The sequence below is a fragment of the Microbacterium sp. AK009 genome, from assembly GCF_013410955.1.
Taxonomy (GTDB): domain Bacteria; phylum Actinomycetota; class Actinomycetes; order Actinomycetales; family Microbacteriaceae; genus Microbacterium.
The window spans coordinates 206,421-224,128 of sequence record NZ_JACCCG010000004.1 but is presented as its reverse complement, the minus strand read 5'-3'; the positions used below and the strand labels follow the sequence as shown (position 1 = coordinate 224,128).

At 70.4% G+C, this 17,708-nt stretch carries 16 protein-coding genes and 2 tRNA genes; 12 read left to right on the top strand and 6 right to left on the bottom strand.

The features are described from left to right. Nucleotides 1–9: 9 nt before the first annotated feature. Nucleotides 10–555, bottom strand: coding sequence for a TetR/AcrR family transcriptional regulator (locus tag HDC37_RS10145; RefSeq protein WP_179560284.1), 546 nt, complete (start codon nucleotides 553–555; stop codon nucleotides 10–12). Nucleotides 556–621: 66 nt separating this feature from the next. On the opposite strand from HDC37_RS10145, the gene HDC37_RS10140 reads away from it, so the two are divergent. The 7 genes from HDC37_RS10140 to HDC37_RS10110 all read left to right on the top strand — a co-directional run bounded on the left by HDC37_RS10140 (nucleotide 622) and on the right by HDC37_RS10110 (nucleotide 8,178). Continuing rightward, the gene (locus tag HDC37_RS10140) at nucleotides 622–2,157 is read left to right on the top strand and encodes an MFS transporter (protein ID WP_374939175.1); all 1,536 of its coding nucleotides are present in this window, start codon (nucleotides 622–624) and stop codon (nucleotides 2,155–2,157) included. 43 nt (nucleotides 2,158–2,200) lie between these two features. Further along, a complete protein-coding gene (locus HDC37_RS10135; protein ID WP_179560282.1) occupies nucleotides 2,201–3,250 on the top strand; it encodes a 3-isopropylmalate dehydrogenase in 1,050 nt (349 codons plus the stop codon). Between the two features lie 38 nt (nucleotides 3,251–3,288). Next, complete coding sequence (locus tag HDC37_RS10130; RefSeq protein ID WP_179560281.1) at nucleotides 3,289–4,395, top strand: branched-chain amino acid aminotransferase; 1,107 nt, start codon at nucleotides 3,289–3,291, stop codon at nucleotides 4,393–4,395. Nucleotides 4,396–4,431: 36 nt separating this feature from the next. Continuing rightward, on the top strand, nucleotides 4,432–5,208 hold the full coding sequence (locus HDC37_RS10125; protein ID WP_179560280.1) for a fumarylacetoacetate hydrolase family protein: 777 nt from the start codon (nucleotides 4,432–4,434) through the stop codon (nucleotides 5,206–5,208). Next, nucleotides 5,208–6,500 (top strand): MFS transporter, encoded by a 1,293-nt coding sequence (locus HDC37_RS10120; protein ID WP_179560279.1) that lies wholly within the window; start codon nucleotides 5,208–5,210, stop codon nucleotides 6,498–6,500. Before HDC37_RS10125 ends, HDC37_RS10120 begins: the two co-directional genes overlap by 1 nt. Nucleotides 6,501–6,510: 10 nt before the next feature. Beyond that, nucleotides 6,511–8,025, top strand: a complete 1,515-nt coding sequence (gene gltX, locus HDC37_RS10115; RefSeq protein WP_179560278.1) for a glutamate--tRNA ligase — start codon at nucleotides 6,511–6,513, stop codon at nucleotides 8,023–8,025. Nucleotides 8,026–8,106: 81 nt separating this feature from the next. Beyond that, nucleotides 8,107–8,178 (top strand) — tRNA-Gln (locus tag HDC37_RS10110). Nucleotides 8,179–8,212: 34 nt separating this feature from the next. On the opposite strand, the gene HDC37_RS10105 is transcribed toward HDC37_RS10110, so the two are convergent. Both HDC37_RS10105 and HDC37_RS10100 read right to left on the bottom strand, forming a co-directional pair. After that, complete coding sequence (locus HDC37_RS10105; RefSeq protein ID WP_179560277.1) at nucleotides 8,213–9,124, bottom strand: phosphotransferase; 912 nt, start codon at nucleotides 9,122–9,124, stop codon at nucleotides 8,213–8,215. A 23-nt stretch (nucleotides 9,125–9,147) separates the two neighbouring features. Continuing rightward, nucleotides 9,148–9,786 carry an MBL fold metallo-hydrolase gene (locus HDC37_RS10100; protein WP_179560276.1) on the bottom strand — a complete coding sequence of 213 codons (639 nt, stop codon included), beginning with the start codon at nucleotides 9,784–9,786 and terminating at the stop codon, nucleotides 9,148–9,150. Nucleotides 9,787–9,892: 106 nt separating this feature from the next. Between HDC37_RS10100 and HDC37_RS10095 the strand changes: the two genes are divergently transcribed. Further along, nucleotides 9,893–9,968, top strand: a tRNA-Glu gene (locus HDC37_RS10095). A 197-nt stretch (nucleotides 9,969–10,165) separates the two neighbouring features. Here the strand turns inward: HDC37_RS10095 and HDC37_RS10090 are convergent. Continuing rightward, nucleotides 10,166–10,549, bottom strand: a complete 384-nt coding sequence (locus tag HDC37_RS10090; RefSeq protein WP_179560275.1) for a hypothetical protein — start codon at nucleotides 10,547–10,549, stop codon at nucleotides 10,166–10,168. Between the two features lie 244 nt (nucleotides 10,550–10,793). Between HDC37_RS10090 and HDC37_RS10085 the strand changes: the two genes are divergently transcribed. The 3 genes from HDC37_RS10085 to HDC37_RS10075 are packed head-to-tail and all read left to right on the top strand — an operon-like array spanning nucleotide 10,794 to nucleotide 14,607. Then, entirely contained in the window at nucleotides 10,794–11,579 is a 786-nt protein-coding gene (locus HDC37_RS10085) for a DeoR/GlpR family DNA-binding transcription regulator (RefSeq protein WP_179560274.1), read from the top strand. Next, on the top strand, nucleotides 11,576–12,553 hold the full coding sequence (locus tag HDC37_RS10080) for a 1-phosphofructokinase family hexose kinase (RefSeq protein ID WP_179560273.1): 978 nt from the start codon (nucleotides 11,576–11,578) through the stop codon (nucleotides 12,551–12,553). Before HDC37_RS10085 ends, HDC37_RS10080 begins: the two co-directional genes overlap by 4 nt. A gap of 23 nt (nucleotides 12,554–12,576) precedes the next feature. Further along, the gene (locus HDC37_RS10075) at nucleotides 12,577–14,607 is read left to right on the top strand and encodes a fructose-specific PTS transporter subunit EIIC (RefSeq protein ID WP_179560272.1); all 2,031 of its coding nucleotides are present in this window, start codon (nucleotides 12,577–12,579) and stop codon (nucleotides 14,605–14,607) included. Nucleotides 14,608–14,669: 62 nt separating this feature from the next. Here HDC37_RS10075 and HDC37_RS10070 read toward each other — a convergent pair whose 3' ends face one another. Both HDC37_RS10070 and HDC37_RS10065 read right to left on the bottom strand, forming a co-directional pair. Continuing rightward, nucleotides 14,670–15,791: a DUF4349 domain-containing protein gene (locus HDC37_RS10070; RefSeq protein WP_179560271.1), complete on the bottom strand. Its 1,122-nt coding sequence runs from the start codon at nucleotides 15,789–15,791 to the stop codon at nucleotides 14,670–14,672. Then, on the bottom strand, nucleotides 15,788–16,339 hold the full coding sequence (locus HDC37_RS10065; protein ID WP_308472169.1) for an RNA polymerase sigma factor: 552 nt from the start codon (nucleotides 16,337–16,339) through the stop codon (nucleotides 15,788–15,790). Before HDC37_RS10065 ends, HDC37_RS10070 begins: the two co-directional genes overlap by 4 nt. Nucleotides 16,340–16,478: 139 nt before the next feature. Here HDC37_RS10065 and HDC37_RS10060 point away from each other — a divergent pair, with 139 nt between their 5' ends. Then, nucleotides 16,479–17,615, top strand: a complete 1,137-nt coding sequence (locus HDC37_RS10060; protein ID WP_179560269.1) for a TerC family protein — start codon at nucleotides 16,479–16,481, stop codon at nucleotides 17,613–17,615. Nucleotides 17,616–17,708: the final 93 nt, after the last annotated feature.

The following is a 17,708-nucleotide window of genomic DNA, read 5'->3' as shown; positions in this document are numbered from 1 at the left end:
CCGTCGCCGTCAGGTGCCCGCAGAGCGTTCGACGAGGCTGATGAGGGCGTCCAGCGCCCCGCCGCGGGGTGTTGGTCCGGGGACGTTCCCACCCCCGAGGGCGTTGTTGAAGTAGAGCCCGTCGCTGACCAGCATGACGAGGTCCAGCGCGGCAGCATCGCGGGTGTGGGGGCGGAGCACGTCGGCCCACTTCGCCCGGACGTCGCGCAGCGCCTCGCTCGCTGCGGCGTTGCCCCCCTGAGCCAGGCGCGCCACGGCGAGCAGTGCGCGGTCCAGCGCGTCGTCGTTCATCACGGAGGTGCGCACGAAGTACGCGATGGGTCCTTCCGGGGCGGCGGCGGTGGCCGCGACGTCGGCATCGACGAGCGAGTGGAGCCGTTCGAGAAGCGCCTGTTCGAGCGCCTCCTTCGACGCGAAGTGATACAGCAGCCCTCCCTTGGACACCCCCGCGGCTCGGGCCGTGGCATCCAGCGTCGATCCGCGTTCGCCCTCGCCGATGAGCAGCGCCTCGAACGCGTCGAGGACCTTCTCTCGGGCGAGGGGTGGTCTGCTCATGGCCTCGATCGTATCGACGGGGTGGATCCTCCTCTGATACTATACCGACCGGACGGTATAGAAATGATGACACTCACGCAGGAGATCGAACTCGCCGACACCGCGGGCAGGCGGGTGGGATGGCGTGGCTGGGCGGCCCTGGTCGTCCTCATGCTGCCCGTGCTGCTGGTCTCGGTCGACAACACGGTGCTGAGCTTCGCGTTGCCGGCGATCTCAGCTGATCTGGCCCCCTCCAGCACTCAACAGCTGTGGATCATCGACGCGTATCCGCTGGTGCTCGCGGGACTGCTGGTCACCATGGGAACCCTCGGTGACCGATTCGGGCGGAGAAGGATGCTGCTGCTCGGCGCGACCGGCTTCGCCACAGTCTCCGCCCTCGCCGCCTTCGCCCCGAGCGCGGAGTGGCTGATCGCCGCGCGCGCCGGCATGGGCGTCTTCGGCGCGATGCTGATGCCCTCGACCCTCTCGCTGCTGCGCAGCATCTTCACCGATCGCGATCAGCGCCGCTTCGCCATCGCGGTGTGGGCCTCGATGTTCTCGGCGGGTTCCGCCCTCGGACCGATCGTCGGCGGCATTCTCCTCGAGCACTTCTCCTGGGGGGCGGTGTTCCTGATGGCTGTGCCGGTCCTCATCCCGCTGCTGATCCTCGCCCCGCTCCTGGTGCCCGAGAGCCGGGATCCGAACCCGGGTCGCATCGATCCCTTCAGCATCGCGCTCTCGCTGGTGACGATGGTCCCGATCGTCTACGGCATCAAGGAACTCGCGGTGTACGGAGTGTCAGGGCCCGCCCCGCTGCTGATCCTGGCGGGTCTGGCGTTCGGCGTCCTGTTCGTGCGCCGGCAGCTGCGGGTGCAGAATCCGATGCTGGATATGCGTCTGTTCCGCGTGGGAACCTTCAGTGGCGCCCTCGTGGTGAACCTCCTCAGCGTCGTGGGGCTCGTCGGCTTCCTCTTCTTCGTGGCGCAGCACCTCCAGCTCGTCCTCGGGCTCACCCCGTTGGAATCGGGCCTCGCCCTCGTTCCGGGCCTGGCCGCGATGATCGCGGCAGGGCTGACGGTGGTGCCGATCGCGAAGCGCATCGCACCGCGCATCGTCGTGCCGGCGGCCCTGATGCTCTCGGTGCTCGGATATCTCCTCATCGCCGCGGCGGGCGATGACACCGGTCCCGGGCTTCTCATCGGCGCGTTCGTCGCACTGGGGATGGGCATCGGCGCGGCTGAGACCGTCTCCAATGAACTGATCCTCGCCAGCGCGCCACCCGCCAAGGCCGGGGCAGCCAGCGCGGTCTCGGAGACAGCGTACGAACTGGGGGCTGTGCTGGGGACGACGGTGCTCGGGGGGCTGCTGACGGCGCTCTACCGATCGAATCTGGTGCTTCCCGAGGGCGTCCCGGCCGCGGTGGCCGCGGACGCCTGGGAGACGCTCGCCGGGGCCGTGCAGGCGGCGGCAGAGCTCGGTGGCTCCGCGGGGGAGGGCCTGCAGGCCGCGGCGGCGCAGGCCTTCTCCGCCGGAGTGAGCGTCACCGCGCTCATCGGGGCGGGACTGGTCGTCCTCGCCGGTGTCGTCGCGGCCACTACTCTGAAGGGATCCCGCGCCTCGTGACCGACCGGTTCGTCGGACGAGGCTTCCGATGAACAGGAGTGCGATGTCGCGTGTGGTGAAGCTGGCCGTGATCCCCGGAGACGGTATCGGCCCGGAGGTCGTGGCCGAGGCGGAGAAGGTGCTGGACGCCGTCACGGCCGGTGGCGTCACCTTCAACAAGACCCGGTTCTCGCTCGGAGCCGGGCGCTACCTCGACACCGGTGACACCCTCACCGATGACGATCTCGCCGCGATCGCGGGGCACGACGCGATCCTGCTCGGCGCCGTGGGCGGAGTGCCGGGCGACCCGCGGCTGAAGGACGCCAACATCGAGCGGGGACTGCTGCTGAAGCTCCGCTTCGAGCTCGACCACTACGTCAACCTCCGGCCGTCCAAGACGTACCCGGGCTCGGTCACACCTCTTGCAGACCCCGGCGACATCGACTTCGTCGTGGTGCGCGAGGGCACCGAGGGCCCCTATGTCGGAAACGGCGGCGCGATCCGCCGTGGAACGGCGCAGGAGGTCGCCAACGAGACATCCGTCAACACCGCCTTCGGCGTCGAACGCGTCGTCCGCTACGCGTTCGACCTCGCCGAGCGCCGCTCACGGCGGCTGACCTGGGTGCACAAGACCAACGTGCTCGTCCACGCGGGGGCGATCTGGCAGCGCATCGTGCGCGAGGTCGCGGCGCAGCATCCGGATGTCGCCGTAGACTACCTCCACGTCGACGCGGCCACCATCTTCCTGGTCACGAACCCCCGCCGCTTCGACGTCATCGTCACCGACAACCTCTTCGGCGACATCCTGACCGACCTGGCCGGCGCCGTCACCGGTGGCATCGGCCTCGCCGCCTCCGGGAACATCAACCCCGCGGGGGCGTTCCCATCGATGTTCGAGCCCGTGCACGGATCGGCTCCCGACATCGCCGGGCAGCAGAAGGCCGACCCGACGGCGGCCATCCTCTCGGTCGCTCTGATGCTGGACCACCTCGGTCTCGGCACCGAAGCCGATCGCGTCACGCGCGCGGTCGAGGGGGACATCGCCGCCCGCAGCGGCGCACCGCGAACGACCTCGCGGATCGGCGACGACATCGTCGCACGCCTCCAGGCGTAACCTGGACATCTCCGCGCCACACACCTCAGGATGCCCGCATGACGCTCATCGACTCAGACCCCGACACCGGCCTCGCCCCCCTGCAGTTCGCCGTCACCAAGAACCTCGCGGCCAAGACGCCGGCCGAGCGCGACGCGATCCTGGCCAACCCCGGCTTCGGCACCCACTTCACCGACCACATGGTCGACATCTGCTGGTCGGTGGGCGGCGGGTGGCACCGTCCCCGGGTGCAGCCGTACGGTCCGATCGCCATGGATCCCGCCGCCGCCGTCCTGCACTACGGCCAGGAGATCTTCGAGGGGATCAAGGCCTATCGCCACGCCGACGGCTCGATCCACACGTTCCGCCCCGATCAGAACGGCCGGCGCCTGCAGCGCTCGGCGCGCCGCCTCGCCCTTCCCGAGCTGCCGGTGAGCTACTTCATCCAGTCGCTGCGGGAGATCATCGCCGTGGACGGCGCATGGGTTCCCAGTGGCGCCGACCAGAGCCTGTATCTGCGGCCGTTCATGTTCGCCAAGGAGGCCTTCCTGGGCGTCCGTCCCGCCCACAAGGTGAACTACTACGTCATCGCCAGCCCCGCCGGGGCTTACTTCAAGGGCGGCGTCCAGCCGGTGTCGATCTGGCTGAGCGAGGACTACTCGCGCGCCGGCAAGGGCGGCACCGGAGCGGCGAAGACCGGCGGCAACTACGCCGCGAGCCTGCTGCCGCAGTCCGAGGCCTACGAGAACGAGTGCGACCAGGTGGTGTTCCTCGACGAGCACCGCAACGTCGAGGAGCTCGGCGGCATGAACATCATCTTCGTGTACAAGGACGGGCGGATCGTCACCCCGCAGTCGGAGTCGATCCTCGAAGGGATCACGCGCGACTCGATCCTGCAGCTCGCGATCGACCGCGGCCACCACGTGGAGGGCCGCGCGGTCTCGATCGACGAATGGCGGGAGGGCGTCGCCTCGGGTGACATCGTCGAGGTCTTCGCCTGCGGCACCGCGGCCGTGGTCACCCCGATCGGGGTGCTCAAGGGCAAGGACTTCCTCGACGAGCAGCCGGTCGGGGAGCTTGCGCTGTCGCTGCGCGAAGAACTCACCGACATCCAGTACGGTCGCCGCGAAGACCGCCACGGCTGGCTGCTGCGGCTCGACGGCTGACCCTCCGGCGGCGGAGGTGATCGCTAGGCTGAGCGGGTGAGAGTCGCCCGCTTCAGCCACAACGACACGATCAGCTACGGAATCGTCGACGACGGCGAACTCGTCGTCCTCGCCGGCGACCCGATGTTCGCCGGCTTCGACACGACCGGGGAGCGGGTTCCGCTCGGCGCGGTGACGCTGCTGGCGCCGGTCATCCCGCGTTCGAAGATCGTCTGCGTCGGTCGCAACTATCGGGACCACGCCGCCGAGCTCGGCAACGACGTGCCCGCCGAGCCGCTGCTGTTCTTCAAACCCAACACGGCCGTCATCGGCCCCGGCGATGCGATCGTGCTGCCGACGCAGTCGGAGCGGGTGGACTTCGAGGGCGAGCTCGCGGCGGTGATCGGCCGGGTGACGAAGAACGTTCCCGCCGAGCGTGCCCTCGATCACGTGTTCGGCTACACGATCGGCAACGATGTCACGGCGCGCGACCTGCAGCGCAGCGACGGACAGTGGTCGCGGGCGAAGGGGTTCGACACGTTCTGCCCGCTCGGGCCGGCGATCGAGACCGAGTTCGACCCGACGGCGCCTGCCCGTCTGACGACGCGGCGAAACGGCGAGACCGTGCAGAGCGCGCCGCTGACCGACATGATCTTCTCCGTCGCCGACATCATCGCCTACGCTTCGGCGGCGTTCACCCTGCTTCCCGGCGACGTGGTGCTGACGGGGACCCCGGCGGGAGTCGGACCTATCGCCCCCGGCGACACGGTCGACGTCGAGGTCGAGGGACTCGGAACCCTTCGCAACACCGCGCGCGCCGCCGGCGAGGGGTGATGACCGGGGGTCCGGATGCCGGGCGCTCATCGCGCGCGCGACCGGTGACCGGGTTCGACGACGCCCTCGCCGCCGCCGCGGTCATCCAGCGCCGGACCGTGCGGGTGCTCTCAGCGGGCCAGATCCTCGGCGGCATCGCCTTCGGCGCGACGATCTCGCTCGGCGCGATCCTCGCCGGCGAGGTCTCGGGCGAGGAGTCGCTGTCGGGCCTGGCCGCCGCGGCCGTGACGCTCGGCACCGCCTTCACGGCCGTCCCACTCGCCGCGCTCGCCCGGCGACGCGGCCGGCGGCTGTCGCTGGCCGCCGGCATGGCAATCGCGCTCGTCGGCGTTGCCGGCGTCATCACCGCGGTGGCAGCGGCATCGTTCCCGCTGCTGCTCGTGGCGTTCCTGCTGGTCGGCGCGGGCCAGGCGGCGAACCTCCAGTCCCGCTTCGCCGCCGCAGACCTCGCCACGGATGCCACTCGGGGCCGGGATCTGTCGATCGTGGTCTGGGCGACGACGATCGGCGCGGTCCTCGGTCCGAATCTCACCGGCCCCGGCGAGGCCGTCGGCGGCCTCCTCGGCCTTCCCGCCCTCACGGGGCCGTACGTCTTCACCGTTCTCGGACAGGCGCTCGCGATCGCCCTGTACCTCTCGGCCCTGCGACCGGATCCGTTGCTCACGGCCCAGCAGCTCGTGATCAGCAGGGAAGCGGCGGGCGGGTCGGCCATCGCGCCGCGCACCGACCATCCCCGGCCCGCGCGGTACGCGATCTTCGCCATCGCCGCGGCGCACGGGGTGATGGTGTCGGTCATGGCGATGACGCCGGTGCACCTCCTCCACCAGGGCGCGACCCTCACCGTCATCGGCTTCACCATCAGTCTCCACATCGCCGGGATGTATGCCGCGGCGCCGATCTTCGGCGTCCTCGCCGATCGCCTCGGTCGCATCCCCACGATCCTCCTCGGCCAGGCCATCCTCGCCGCCTCCCTCGTGACGGCGTCCTTCGGTCAGGACTCGACCTTCTGGGTGACCGTCGGCCTCATCCTCCTGGGCCTCGGATGGAGCGCGTCGACCGTCGCGGGGTCGGCGCTGCTCACCGAGGCCTCCTCAGAAGGGCGCCGCACGCGCCGTCAGGGTCTGAGCGACTTCCTCATGAGCCTCGTGGGCGCCGGCGGAGCGATCCTCGCCGGGGTGGTCCTCGGCTGGATCGGGTACGGCGGCCTCGCCCTGGCGGTGTCGATCGCCGTGGTCGCGACCTCGGCGCTGGCCCCCTTGGCGCTTCGCGGACGGGCGCGGGCGGACGCCTAAACTGGCACGGATGCCTGCCACGCCCGATCCCCGCACCACGACCGCCACCGGTTCCGACGTCCGCGTCCGGTTCTGCCCCTCGCCGACGGGACTGCCGCACGTCGGACTCGTGCGCACCGCCCTGTTCAACTGGGCCTACGCCCGCCACCACGGCGGCACGATGGTGTTCCGCATCGAAGACACCGACGCGGCGCGCGACAGCGAGGAGAGCTACCGGCAGCTCCTCGATGCGCTCCAGTGGCTGCGGATCGACTGGGACGAGGGCGTCGAGGTGGGAGGTCCCCACGCGCCCTACCGCCAGTCGCAGCGCCATGAGATCTACCGCGGCGTCCTGGAGAAGCTGATCGCCTCCGGCGCGGTGTACGAGAGCTACTCGACGGCCGCGGAGATCGACGCACGCAATGAAGCGGCAGGGCGGGCGAAGCAGCTCGGATACGACAACTTCGATCGCGACCTGACCGACGAGCAGAAGGCGGCGTACCGCGCCGAGGGCCGCGAGCCCGCGTGGCGCCTGCGCGTCCCCGACGAGGACCTCACCTACGTAGACCTCATCCGAGGTGAGGTCACCTTCCCCGCGGGATCGTTCCCCGACTTCGTCATCGTCCGTGCCGGCGGCGTTCCGCTCTACACCTTCGTCAACCCGGTCGACGATGCGCTGATGGGGATCACGCACGTCCTCCGCGGCGAAGACCTCATGCCCTCCACCGCTCGCCAGCTCGCGCTCTACCGAGCGCTGATCGACGCCGGCGTGACCACGTTCATCCCGCGCTTCGGCCACATGCCGCTCGTGCTCGGCGACGGGACCAAGAAGCTGTCCAAGCGCGATCCGCGCGCCGATCTCTTCCTCCAGCGCGAGAAGGGCTTCATCCCCGAGGGGCTGCTGAACTACCTCGCCCTGCTCGGCTGGTCGCTCTCCGCCGATCGTGACGTGTTCACCCTCGATGAGCTGATCGCGGCCTTCGACATCGCCGATGTCAACCCGAACCCCGCCCGCTTCGACCAGAAGAAGGCGGAGTCGATCAACGGCGATCACATCCGGATGCTGGAGGCCGACGATTTCGCCACGCGCATCGTCCCGTACCTGGCCGGGGCGGGCCTCATCTCCGATCCGCCGTCCGAGGATCAGGAGGCGCTGCTGCGCCGTGCCGCTCCGCTCGTGCAGGAGCGGATGCCGCTCCTCGGCGACGTCACGGGAATGCTCGGCTTCCTCTTCGTCGACGAAGTGGCGTACGACGACGATGCGCTGAGCGCTCTGCCCGCCACCGCGGGCGAGGTGCTCGTGGCGTGCGTCGGAGCCCTCGAGCTCGTGCCGGCGGGGGAGTGGACTGCGGCGGCCGTGCAGGACGCCCTTTCGCGCGCTCTCGTGGACGAGCTCGGACTCAAGCCCCGCGTGGCGTACGGCCCGCCGCGTGTGGCGATCACGGGGCGTCGCGTCTCACCACCCCTGTTCGAGTCGATGGAGCTCCTCGGGAAGGACGAGTCGCTGCATCGCCTGGGCCGGCTGGTCGCGCACATCGGAGGATGACGCGCGGCATCCGCTCTCGGTTTGGTGTGCCGTGCGTGGTCGACTAGACTCGACCCTCGGCACGGCTTCGGCTGAGGCTGGTGGGGTATGGTGTAATTGGCAACACGGCTGATTCTGGTTCAGTTGTTCTTGGTTCGAGTCCAGGTACCCCAGCAAGACGACAAACCCCCGATCACCGGGGGTTTCGTCATTCCGGGCGCAACTCGGCGAGAGTCTCCCGTGCGAGCGCCGCATACGCGGGCGCATCGTCGCTGTGCCCGAGCAGGATCACGGTGAAGGCGGCAGCCCATGCTCGCGCGCGGACCCAGTCCGCGGCGGTGAAGGCCTCGCCCATGCCCGCGATGAACGCGCGGCGACCGCCCGCATCGAAACACAGCCACGCGACGGCGAGATCGTAGGCGGGGTCTCCGGGGGCGACGTCGATGAAGTCGATCACCGCCACCAGCTGAGGACCTCGGGCGATGAGGTTCCCCGGGTGCAGGTCGCCGTGGATGAGCACGGGTGCGCCACGCCACTCCTGCGCTGCCAGGCCCGCATCCCACAGCCGCGCGAGCAGATCCACATCTGCGGGATGGATCCTCGCCTCCGTACGCAGGTCTGCCAGGCGGGCGGAGATGCTCTCCGCCCGGGTGACGAGGGCGCCGCCGCGGACCGGATTCGGGGGGAGGTCGCCCGGCGACGTGCGGTGGATCGCGGCGACCGCGCGGGCGAGCGGTGCAGCCCAGGCGCGACGCTCGGCGCGGGGCACCTGAAGACCGGCGGTGCCCTCGTGCCAGGTGACCAGCGACCAGGGGTAGGGGAAGATGTCGTCGGGGCGTCCGGCGAACACGACGTCCGGTGCGCCCATACCCGCGGCGGCGAGGTTTCGCGACAGCCCCGGCATCACGACCTGCTCGTGGGCGAGGCCGTGCGCCGCAGCGACCCGGCGCGGAAGACGCATGGCGACGGTGTCGCCCACGCGCCAGGTCTCGCAGTCCCATCCCGTGGCGGCGCGGCGGGGCGGGGCGTCGTCGATGAGCGGCGAGCGGAGGTGGCGTCGCACAAGCCGCTGCACCTGCGCCACGGCGATCTCGATGTCCGCCGACGGGATGCCGGGCATCGCTGCGGCCTTTCCCCGGGTGGTCAGAGCTCGAGGCTGTCGCCGGGATCGAGCTCGAAGAACTCGCCGCCGTTCTGCTCGGTCGCCCAGCGCAGTCGCCCGCGGTGCATGTCGCGGCCGAGCACCGAGAGGGTCATGTCGTGGGTGCCGAAGGCCTGGCGGGGCTTCACGGCGAGGACGAAGTCGATCGCCTCGCCGATCTTGAGCCAGGGAGCCCCGAGCGGGGCAGCCAGCAGCTGGACGTCCACGCCGCCGGGCACCGTGTAGGAGTCGCCGGGGTAGTAGAACGCGTCGTTGACGAGGACGCCGACGTTCTCGACCACGGGGAGGGAGGAGTGGATGACCGCGTGCTGCCCGCCGAAGAAGCGCAGGCGGAACGGCCCGAGCTGGAGGGTGTCGCCGGGAGATATCACGATCACGTCGAACCCCGCTGCGGCCGCGGCGACACCCGCCGGGCCGTAGATCGGCGTCCCCGGTGACAACTTCAGGATGCGGTCGAGATGGTCAGCGGTCCAGTGGTCGGGGTGCTCGTGCGTCAGGACGATCCCCGCGACCTCGCCCAGGTCGAAAAGGGGGTCGGTGAAGGCTCCGGGATCGATCACCAGCGTCGAGCCGGAGTCCTCGAGGGTGAGCGTCGCATGTTCGTGCTTGGTGACTCGCATGTCCCGAGTCAACCGGTGCGAGGGAGCGCCGGCAAGCGTCGCCGAGAGGTCGGGCTCGATTTGTCCGTGGCGTCGTGGCCATGGCATAATCGAACGGTTGCCTGACGGCCCCATCGTATAGCGGCCTAGTACGCCGCCCTCTCACGGCGGTAACGCGGGTTCGAATCCCGCTGGGGTCACCAACAGCACGAAAGCCCTCGGTTCGCCGGGGGCTTTCGTGCGTCCCCGTTCGTGCAGACCCGGTTCGTGTCGCCGCTCAGCCGTCGCGCTCCTCTGCCTCCTCGCGAGCGCGCTCCGCCTCCTACTCGGCCTCTTGCGCGCCTTCTCCGATTCCTTCTCCGCGTCGTGCTGGGCCTTCTCGGCGTCGCGCTGCGCGTCGTCATCCGCCGGTGCGGCCGGACCCACGGGCCGTTCGACGGCCGGAGCGACCCCGGGGTCGGACGGCGTGGGGGTCGAGGCCGTAGCCTCGATCGGGTCGTTCGCCGCCGGTGTCGTGGCCGCCGGTGCCGGTTGCGCTGGGAGCGGGAGGAACGGACGCTCCGGCTGAAGGAAGGACGACCGTCGACTCCTCACCCGATCGCGGTGACGGTGAGACCACCGGCGGAAGGACGGCGGTCGGCATGTCGAGGGGCGCGGCGCCGGCGATGTCGCCCGCCGCGACAGCGACCTCCAGGGCCGTGGGCCGTCGGAGGGGGTCGAGGCCCGGGCGCAGGAGCTTGACGGCCACGGTGCGCCCCAGGACCACGTCGTCCGCTCGGTACACCCCCGTGTCATCCCGCCCTCTCCGACGAGATCTGCGAGGCGGTAACGGCCGTCGAGGAGCGGCTCCGGCGGGGAGGTGGGCACGGCGTTTCCATCGCGGGTCTGCCGACAGCGGTCTCCACGACCCCCTGCGCGGGCCCACGAGCTCGCAGGCGGTGGGGATGAATGTGGGATCGCAGGTGTCAGCGTGTTGCTTTGTGTTGGTCTGTGTTGTAACGTGTGGGAAACCTTGAGGAAGAGGACCGATGTACGCAACGGAGCGACACGACGCGATCGAACGGCAGCTGTTGACCGTGGGTCGGGTGTCGGTGGTGGATCTCGCGCGCGACTTCGGCGTGACCACCGAAACCGTCCGACGCGACCTCGATGCGCTGGAGCGCGCCGGCGCGCTGCGGCGAGTTCACGGCGGCGCCGTCGCCGCCTCTCGCGGGGGGACGAGTGAGACGGCCGTATCCGTCCGCGGTGCGGTGCACGGCGAAGAGAAGACGAGGATCGCGGTCCGGGCGGCGGAGGCGCTGGCGGGTCTCGGTGGGTCGATCTTCATCGACGCGGGGACGACGACCGCCGCCTTCGCGCGGGAGTTCGCGATGCGCACGCCGGCCGACGGCGACGCGCGGCTCGAGCTGGTCACCCATGCCGTCCCCATCGCGTTCGAGCTCGGTGCCCGCGCTGATCTGCCCCTGACCCTCATCGGCGGGCGCGTCCGCGGGTTGACGGCGGCCGCTGTCGGCTCCGCCTCGGTCGAGGCCGTCTCCCAGCTGCGTCCGGATGTGGCGGTCATCGGAACGAACGGGATCTCCGCCGCGTTCGGACTCAGCACGCCCGATCCGGAGGAAGCAGCGGTCAAGCGGGCCATCGTCGCGGCGGCGCGCCGGATCATCGTCCTCGCTGACCAGAGCAAGGTCGACGAGGAGTACCTGGTGCGATTCGCCGGCCTCGACGACGTGGACGTCCTCGTCACCGACGCCGCACCGTCGGGAGAGCTCGCCGACGCCCTGCGCAGCGCCGACGTGGAGGTGTGGACCGCATGATCGTCACCCTTACCGTCCATCCGTCGCTGGATCGCACCGTGGCGCTGGCCACGGGTCTCCGCCCCGGCGAGGTGCAGCAGGCCGTCGCCGTCCGCGAGGACGCGGGCGGCAAGGGCGTCAACGTGGCCCGGGCGGTCGTTGCCGCAGGGGTCCCGACCCTGGCCGTGGTGCCCTTGAACCCGCACGACCCCTACGCCGAGCTGCTCCGCCAGACCGGCGTGCCCACCCGCACGACCGCCGTCAGCGGACGTGTCCGTGCCAACATCGCCCTGACCGATCCGGCCGGCACGACGACGAAGATCAACCTGCCCGGTGCACGCCTGACGATCGCCGACCGCCGCGCCGTCATCGCCGACACCGTCGCCGCCAGCCGCGGGGCCCGATGGCTCGTGCTGGCGGGTTCGGTGCCGCCGGGTGTGGGCGACGACTTCTACGCCGACGTCATCGACGCCGTCAGGGACGCGCCCGGCGCGCCCCTGATCGCCGTGGACACCTCCGGCGCCGCCCTGGCCGCCGTCGTCGAGCGGGGTCGCCCCGATCTGATCAAGCCGAACGACGACGAGCTCGCCGAGCTCGTCGGTGGGCCCACTGCGCTGGACGCCGTCGACCCGGTGGCGGAGGTGGTGCGTCTGGGCGCCGATCTCGTTCCCGCCGCCGTCGGCGCGGCCCTGGTCACCCTGGGCTCCCGGGGAGCGGTCCTCGTCACCGCGGAGGGAGCATGGCACGCCGCCCCTCCGCGCATCCGCGCCGTGAGCACCGTCGGCGCGGGGGACAGCTCGCTGGCCGGTTACCTGCTCGCCGCGGTCACCGGCGCAGGTCCCGCTGACCGCCTCGAGCACGCCGTGCGGTACGGCGCTGCCGCAGTGTCCCTCCCCGGCACCCAGATCCCCACCCCCGCCGATCTTCCCGCCGGGGAGGTCCGAGCCACCGCGCTCGTCGCCGAGCGTCACAACCCCGCGGGCGTCGCCCCGTGAGCAGACCAGAGGAGGTCTCGAAGATGTCTTCACCGACGTCGCACACCATCACTGCCGGCCTTGTGAGCCTGGACGTCGGACTCGGTTCCGACAAGGCCGCGGTCATCCGCACCCTCGCCGACCGTGTCGTCGCGCAGGGCCGTGCCACCGACGCCGAGGCGCTGTACTCCGACGCGTGGGCGCGGGAGCAGAAGGACGAGACGGGGCTCCCCGGCGGAATTGCGATCCCTCACGCCAAGAGCACGGCGGTGACCCAGCCGTCGCTGGCCTTCGCCCGGCTGACCCCCGGAGTGGACTTCGGCGCAGACGACGGGCCCGCCGATCTGGTGTTCCTCATCGCCGCGCCTGCCGACGCGGCCGAGGACCACCTCGCCGTGTTGTCCAAGCTCGCCCGCAGCCTCATGGACGACGGCTTCACGTCGGCTCTTCGCAGCGCCGGCACCGGCGACGAGGTCGTCGCGATCGTCCGCGAGGCGATCGGCGAGAGCGGCGTCGCCCGCGCTGCCGCGGCATCCGCTCCCGCCCGGCCCGAGAGCGTCGACGCGGCCCGGCCTAGGATCGTCGCCGTCACCGCATGTGCGACCGGCATCGCCCACACCTTCATGGCCGCCGACGCGCTGACAGCGGCAGGTCAGAAGGCCGACGTCGATCTGGTCGTCGAACCCCAGGGATCCAGCGGCTACCAGGCACTGCCGTCCGAGGTCATCCGCGACGCCGACGCCGTCATCTTCGCCGTCGACGTCGATGTCCGAGAGCCCCAGCGCTTCGCCGGGAAGCCGGTTGTCCGCACGAGCGTGAAACGCGGGATCGAGCAGCCCGAGAAGCTCATCGCCGAGGCGGTCGCCGCGTCAGCCGATCCCCGGGCCGAGCGTGTGTCCGGATCGGCCGCCGCAGCGTCGACGGTGACCGGCGCCCAGGAGTCCGTCGGTGCCCGCATCAAGCGCTGGCTCCTCACCGGTGTGAGCTACATGATCCCGTTCGTCGCGGGCGGCGGTCTGCTCATCGCGCTCGGATTCCTTCTCGGCGGCTACCAGGTGACCGACGACGCGGCGAACGTGATCATCGAGAACTCGCTGTGGGATCTTCCCGCCGGGGGGCTCGGCCAGTACCTGGGCTCCGTCGCCTTCATGATCGGTGCCACGTCGATGGGATTCCTCGTCCCGGTCCTCGCGGGCTTCATCGCCTTCGCCATCGCCGACCGACCGGGCATCGCGCCGGGATTCGTCGCCGGAGCCGTAGCCGTGCTGATGAGCGCCGGATTCATCGGCGGCCTCATCGGCGGTCTGCTGGCCGGCTTCATCGCCCTGTGGCTCGGACGCCTGCCCGCGCCCCGGTGGCTGCGCGGGCTCATGCCCGTCGTGATCATCCCCCTGGTCGGTTCGATCGTCGCCTCGGGACTCATGATCCTCTTCCTCGGGCGTCCGATCGCGCAACTGATGACCTGGCTCACCGACTGGCTGAACAGCCTGAACGGCGCGTCCGCGGTCATCCTCGGGGTGATCCTCGGCCTCATGATGTGCTTCGACCTGGGCGGCCCGATCAACAAGGTCGCCTACACCTTCGCCACCACGGGCCTCGCGGCCGCGACCGCTTCACAGCCGTTCTCCTCGCCGTACCTCATCATGGCGGCCGTGATGGCCGCGGGGATGGTGCCGCCGCTGGCGATGGCCCTGGCCTCGACGGTGCTGGCACGCAACCTCTTCACGCCGGTCGAGCGCGAGAACGGCAAAGCGGCGTGGCTGCTGGGCGCCGCGTTCATCTCCGAGGGCGCGATCCCCTTCGCCGCGGCTGATTTGTTCCGCGTCATCCCGGCGTCGATGCTCGGCGGGGCCGTGACCGGGGGCTTGAGCATGGCGATCGGGGTCTCCTCGCTCGCACCCCACGGCGGCATCTTCGTCTTCTTCGCCATCCAGCCGGTCTGGGGCTTCGTGGTCTCCATCCTCGCCGGCGTGCTGGTGTCGGCTTTCGCCGTCATCGCACTGAAGAAGTGGGTGCACAAGCGCGAAGCGCCCACCGTCGTACCGGCGAGCTCGGCGATTCCCATCGCCGCCTGAGGCGTTACCGCCCGAGGCCCTGGTGACCCCCATCACCAGGGCTTCGGGCGTGCGCACGCGACTCAGGCGTCGGGCGCGACTCGGTCGCCGGCCGATCGGTCGTTCCGCGCACGCTCGCGTCCCACGCGACGAACCCGGACCACGCCCCACACGATCAGCCCGACGACGCCGAGCACGATGAGCCAGGGGATGAGGAACCCGAAGGCGATGACGATGCCGTTGAGCGTGGCGATCAGTCCGTTCCATCCGGCGAGGAGACCGTCGGTGAAACCGGCGGGGTCGGCGGTGACCTGCTCGACGCGCGGAGAGAGCGACACCGACACCGTGGACAGCTCGACCTGGCCCTCGAGCGACTCCAGCTGCTGCTGGTAGGACTCCAGGGTCGCCTGGCGCTCGGCCAGCGCGCTCTCGGCGGCGATGAGGTCGCCGAGGTCGCCCGCCTGGGCGAGGAGCTCCTGCAGGCGATCGACCGACGCCTGCGTCGCTTCGACGCGGGCGCGGAGGTCGACGGTCTGCTCGGTGACATCCTGGCGGTCGATCGAGGACTGCGTGACCTCGCCGATCTCCGCCAGTCCCGACACGAATCCGGACATCTCGTCCGCCGGAATCCGCACGGTCACCCATCCGGACTCGCCCGCGTAGGCGGGCGGATACGACACGTCGGGTCCGCCGATGCCGGGCTCGATCGGGATCGGCGTGCCGCTCTGACCGATCGACTGCGACTGCACGTACCCGCCGATGGCCGCGGCCGCGGCGCCAACCTCTCCGGCGGCGGCCGGCACGTCGTCGACGACCATGTTCGCCGCCGCGGTCGTGATGATGTCCCGGTCCGCCGGCGCGTCCACTGCGGTTGCGCCACCCTCGGCGGATCCGAGGTCGTCCGCCGCGCCGCTCTCGGCCGAAGTGGCGCGCTGGTCGAGCGGCAGTGTGGCCGCGTCCCCGCCGGCGGGTGCGACGGCGGACTGGTCAGACGCCATGGGGGAGACGATCCCTCCGACGGCGGGGGCGATGGCTGCGGCCACGACGATCACCGCTGCCGCAGCGCCGGCGGTGATCCAGCCGGTGCGCCGCCGTCGCCGACCCGTGCGGCGCTCGGCGTCGATGTCGGCGAAGAGGCCGCCCTCGATGCGGTCGATCCGCTCGTCGCTCAGGTGGGGCAGCGGTGCGCGGTCGGTGGTCTTCATGTGCTCTCCTTCAGGGCGGACCGCACTCGGGTGCGGATGCGGGAGAGACGGTTGCGCACGACGCCGTGAGCCACGCCGAGCTGGTCTGCGGCAGCCTGGTACCCGTACCCCTCCGTCGCGCAGAGCCGGAAGATCTCGCGGTCCAGCTCGCTGAGCCCTCCGACCTCGGCGAGGATCCGCTCGACCAGATCGGCATCGACGACCTGCTGTTCGACGTCGATGGTGGAGGGGAGCGTCTCGTCGAGGTCGCCGTGGACCTCGTGAGTGCGATCCCGGCGCTGCCGCCGCATCCGATTCGCCGCCTGCAGCCGGCAGACGGTCACCAGCCACGGAAGCAGGGAGTCGCCGGCGAGCTCGAGCGACGGCAGTTTCCGCCAGGCGACGAGGAAGGTCTCCTGGGTGACGTCCTCGGCGTCTGACACGTCGTGGAGCAGCCCGTGCGCGACCCAGTACACCGGCCGCACGTATGCGCGATAGAGCGAGCGGAAGGCCAGTTCGCTCCCCCCCGCTGCCCGTGCGACCAGCGCCGCGTCCGTCTGCTCGGTCACCGTTCCCCATTCCGCCGCTCCACGGCATCCGCATTGTCTCTCACCCGGTAAGTGTCGTGCCGGACCAGATCGTCTCACCGCCGGTTCCGAAACCTCCGGGGGCTCGGCAACCCCGGCCCGGCGAGTATCGTGGACGCCCATGACCTATGAGATTCCGACGTGGTTCGCGATCACCGCGCTGGTCGTGCTGTCGCTGATTCTCCTCGCGGATCTGCTCATCATCCTCAAGCGCCCCCACATCCCCTCGATGCGGGAGGCCACGCTCTGGGTGGTGTTCTACGTCGCCCTCGCCCTGGTGTTCGCCGTCGTGCTGCTGCTGGTCACCGGCTCCGGCGACGCGATGGGGGAGTTCGTCGCCGGGTGGCTGACGGAGTACAGCCTCTCCGTCGACAATCTGTTCGTCTTCGTCCTGCTGATGAGTCAGTTCTCGGTGCCGCGCCGCTATCAGCAGGAGGTGTTGATGGTGGGCATCATCATCGCGCTGATCCTGCGCGCCGTCTTCATCATGCTCGGCGCCGTGCTGATCGAGAACCTCAGCTGGATCTTCTACGTCTTCGGCCTGTTCCTCGTCTACACCGCGTGGCGGCAGGCCTTCCCGGGCAAGCACGACGACGACGCCCAGGCCGAAACCGGCATCGTGCGATTCCTCCGACGCTTCATCGACATCAGCGACGGCTACGACGGCTCGAAGCTGCGCACCGTCGTGAACGGCAAGAAGATCTTCACGCCGATGATCCTCGTCTTCGTCGCGATCGGCTTCACCGATCTGGTGTTCGCGATCGACTCGATCCCTGCGATCTTCGGCATCACGCAGAGCCCGTTCATCGTGTTCACCGCGAACCTGTTCGCCCTGATGGGGCTGCGCCAGCTCTACTTCCTGCTCGGGGGGCTCCTGGACCGCCTGAAGTACCTGCACTACGGCATCGCCTTCATCCTCGCCTTCATCGGGGTGAAGCTCTTCCTCCACGCGCTGCACGAGAACGAGCTGCCCTTCATCAACGGCGGCGAGCACGTCGAGTGGGCACCGGACATCTCGACGTGGGTGTCGCTAGGCGTGATCATCGCGGCGATGACGGTCGCGACCGTCGCGAGCCTCATCGCCGCCCAGCGCGAGGGCGAGCCGGTCACCACGGCGGATGCGGCGGACCGGCCGGGCGCCGACCTCCCGGACGGCTCGGGGCGCACCCCCGCGGAAGCCGCCGCGGCGGCCGTGGCAGAGGAGAAGGGCCCCCACGCCGGCGCGGACGGGTCGAGGACCGGGGATGACGGACGTTAGTCGCGTGCGCGGCACCCGGTGGTACTCTGAGCCGGTGCGGATCGCTCGCCTTCTCCTTAGCGGCCGCGGCGAGACCTCGTAACCAGGCCTCTC

Bases quoted from the DNA above. Each gene is read 5' to 3' on its own strand.
- HDC37_RS10145 (WP_179560284.1), bottom strand. From the start codon at position 555: ATGAGCAGACCACCCCTCGCCCGAGAGAAGGTCCTCGACGCGTTCGAG.
- HDC37_RS10140 (WP_374939175.1), top strand. From the start codon at position 622: ATGACACTCACGCAGGAGATCGAACTCGCCGACACCGCGGGCAGGCGG.
- HDC37_RS10135 (WP_179560282.1), top strand. From the start codon at position 2,201: ATGTCGCGTGTGGTGAAGCTGGCCGTGATCCCCGGAGACGGTATCGGC.
- HDC37_RS10130 (WP_179560281.1), top strand. From the start codon at position 3,289: ATGACGCTCATCGACTCAGACCCCGACACCGGCCTCGCCCCCCTGCAG.
- HDC37_RS10120 (WP_179560279.1), top strand. From the start codon at position 5,208: ATGACCGGGGGTCCGGATGCCGGGCGCTCATCGCGCGCGCGACCGGTG.
- gltX (WP_179560278.1), top strand. From the start codon at position 6,511: ATGCCTGCCACGCCCGATCCCCGCACCACGACCGCCACCGGTTCCGAC.
- HDC37_RS10105 (WP_179560277.1), bottom strand. From the start codon at position 9,124: ATGCCCGGCATCCCGTCGGCGGACATCGAGATCGCCGTGGCGCAGGTG.
- HDC37_RS10100 (WP_179560276.1), bottom strand. From the start codon at position 9,786: ATGCGAGTCACCAAGCACGAACATGCGACGCTCACCCTCGAGGACTCC.
- HDC37_RS10085 (WP_179560274.1), top strand. From the start codon at position 10,794: ATGTACGCAACGGAGCGACACGACGCGATCGAACGGCAGCTGTTGACC.
- HDC37_RS10080 (WP_179560273.1), top strand. From the start codon at position 11,576: ATGATCGTCACCCTTACCGTCCATCCGTCGCTGGATCGCACCGTGGCG.
- HDC37_RS10075 (WP_179560272.1), top strand. From the start codon at position 12,577: ATGTCTTCACCGACGTCGCACACCATCACTGCCGGCCTTGTGAGCCTG.
- HDC37_RS10070 (WP_179560271.1), bottom strand. From the start codon at position 15,791: ATGAAGACCACCGACCGCGCACCGCTGCCCCACCTGAGCGACGAGCGG.
- HDC37_RS10060 (WP_179560269.1), top strand. From the start codon at position 16,479: ATGACCTATGAGATTCCGACGTGGTTCGCGATCACCGCGCTGGTCGTG.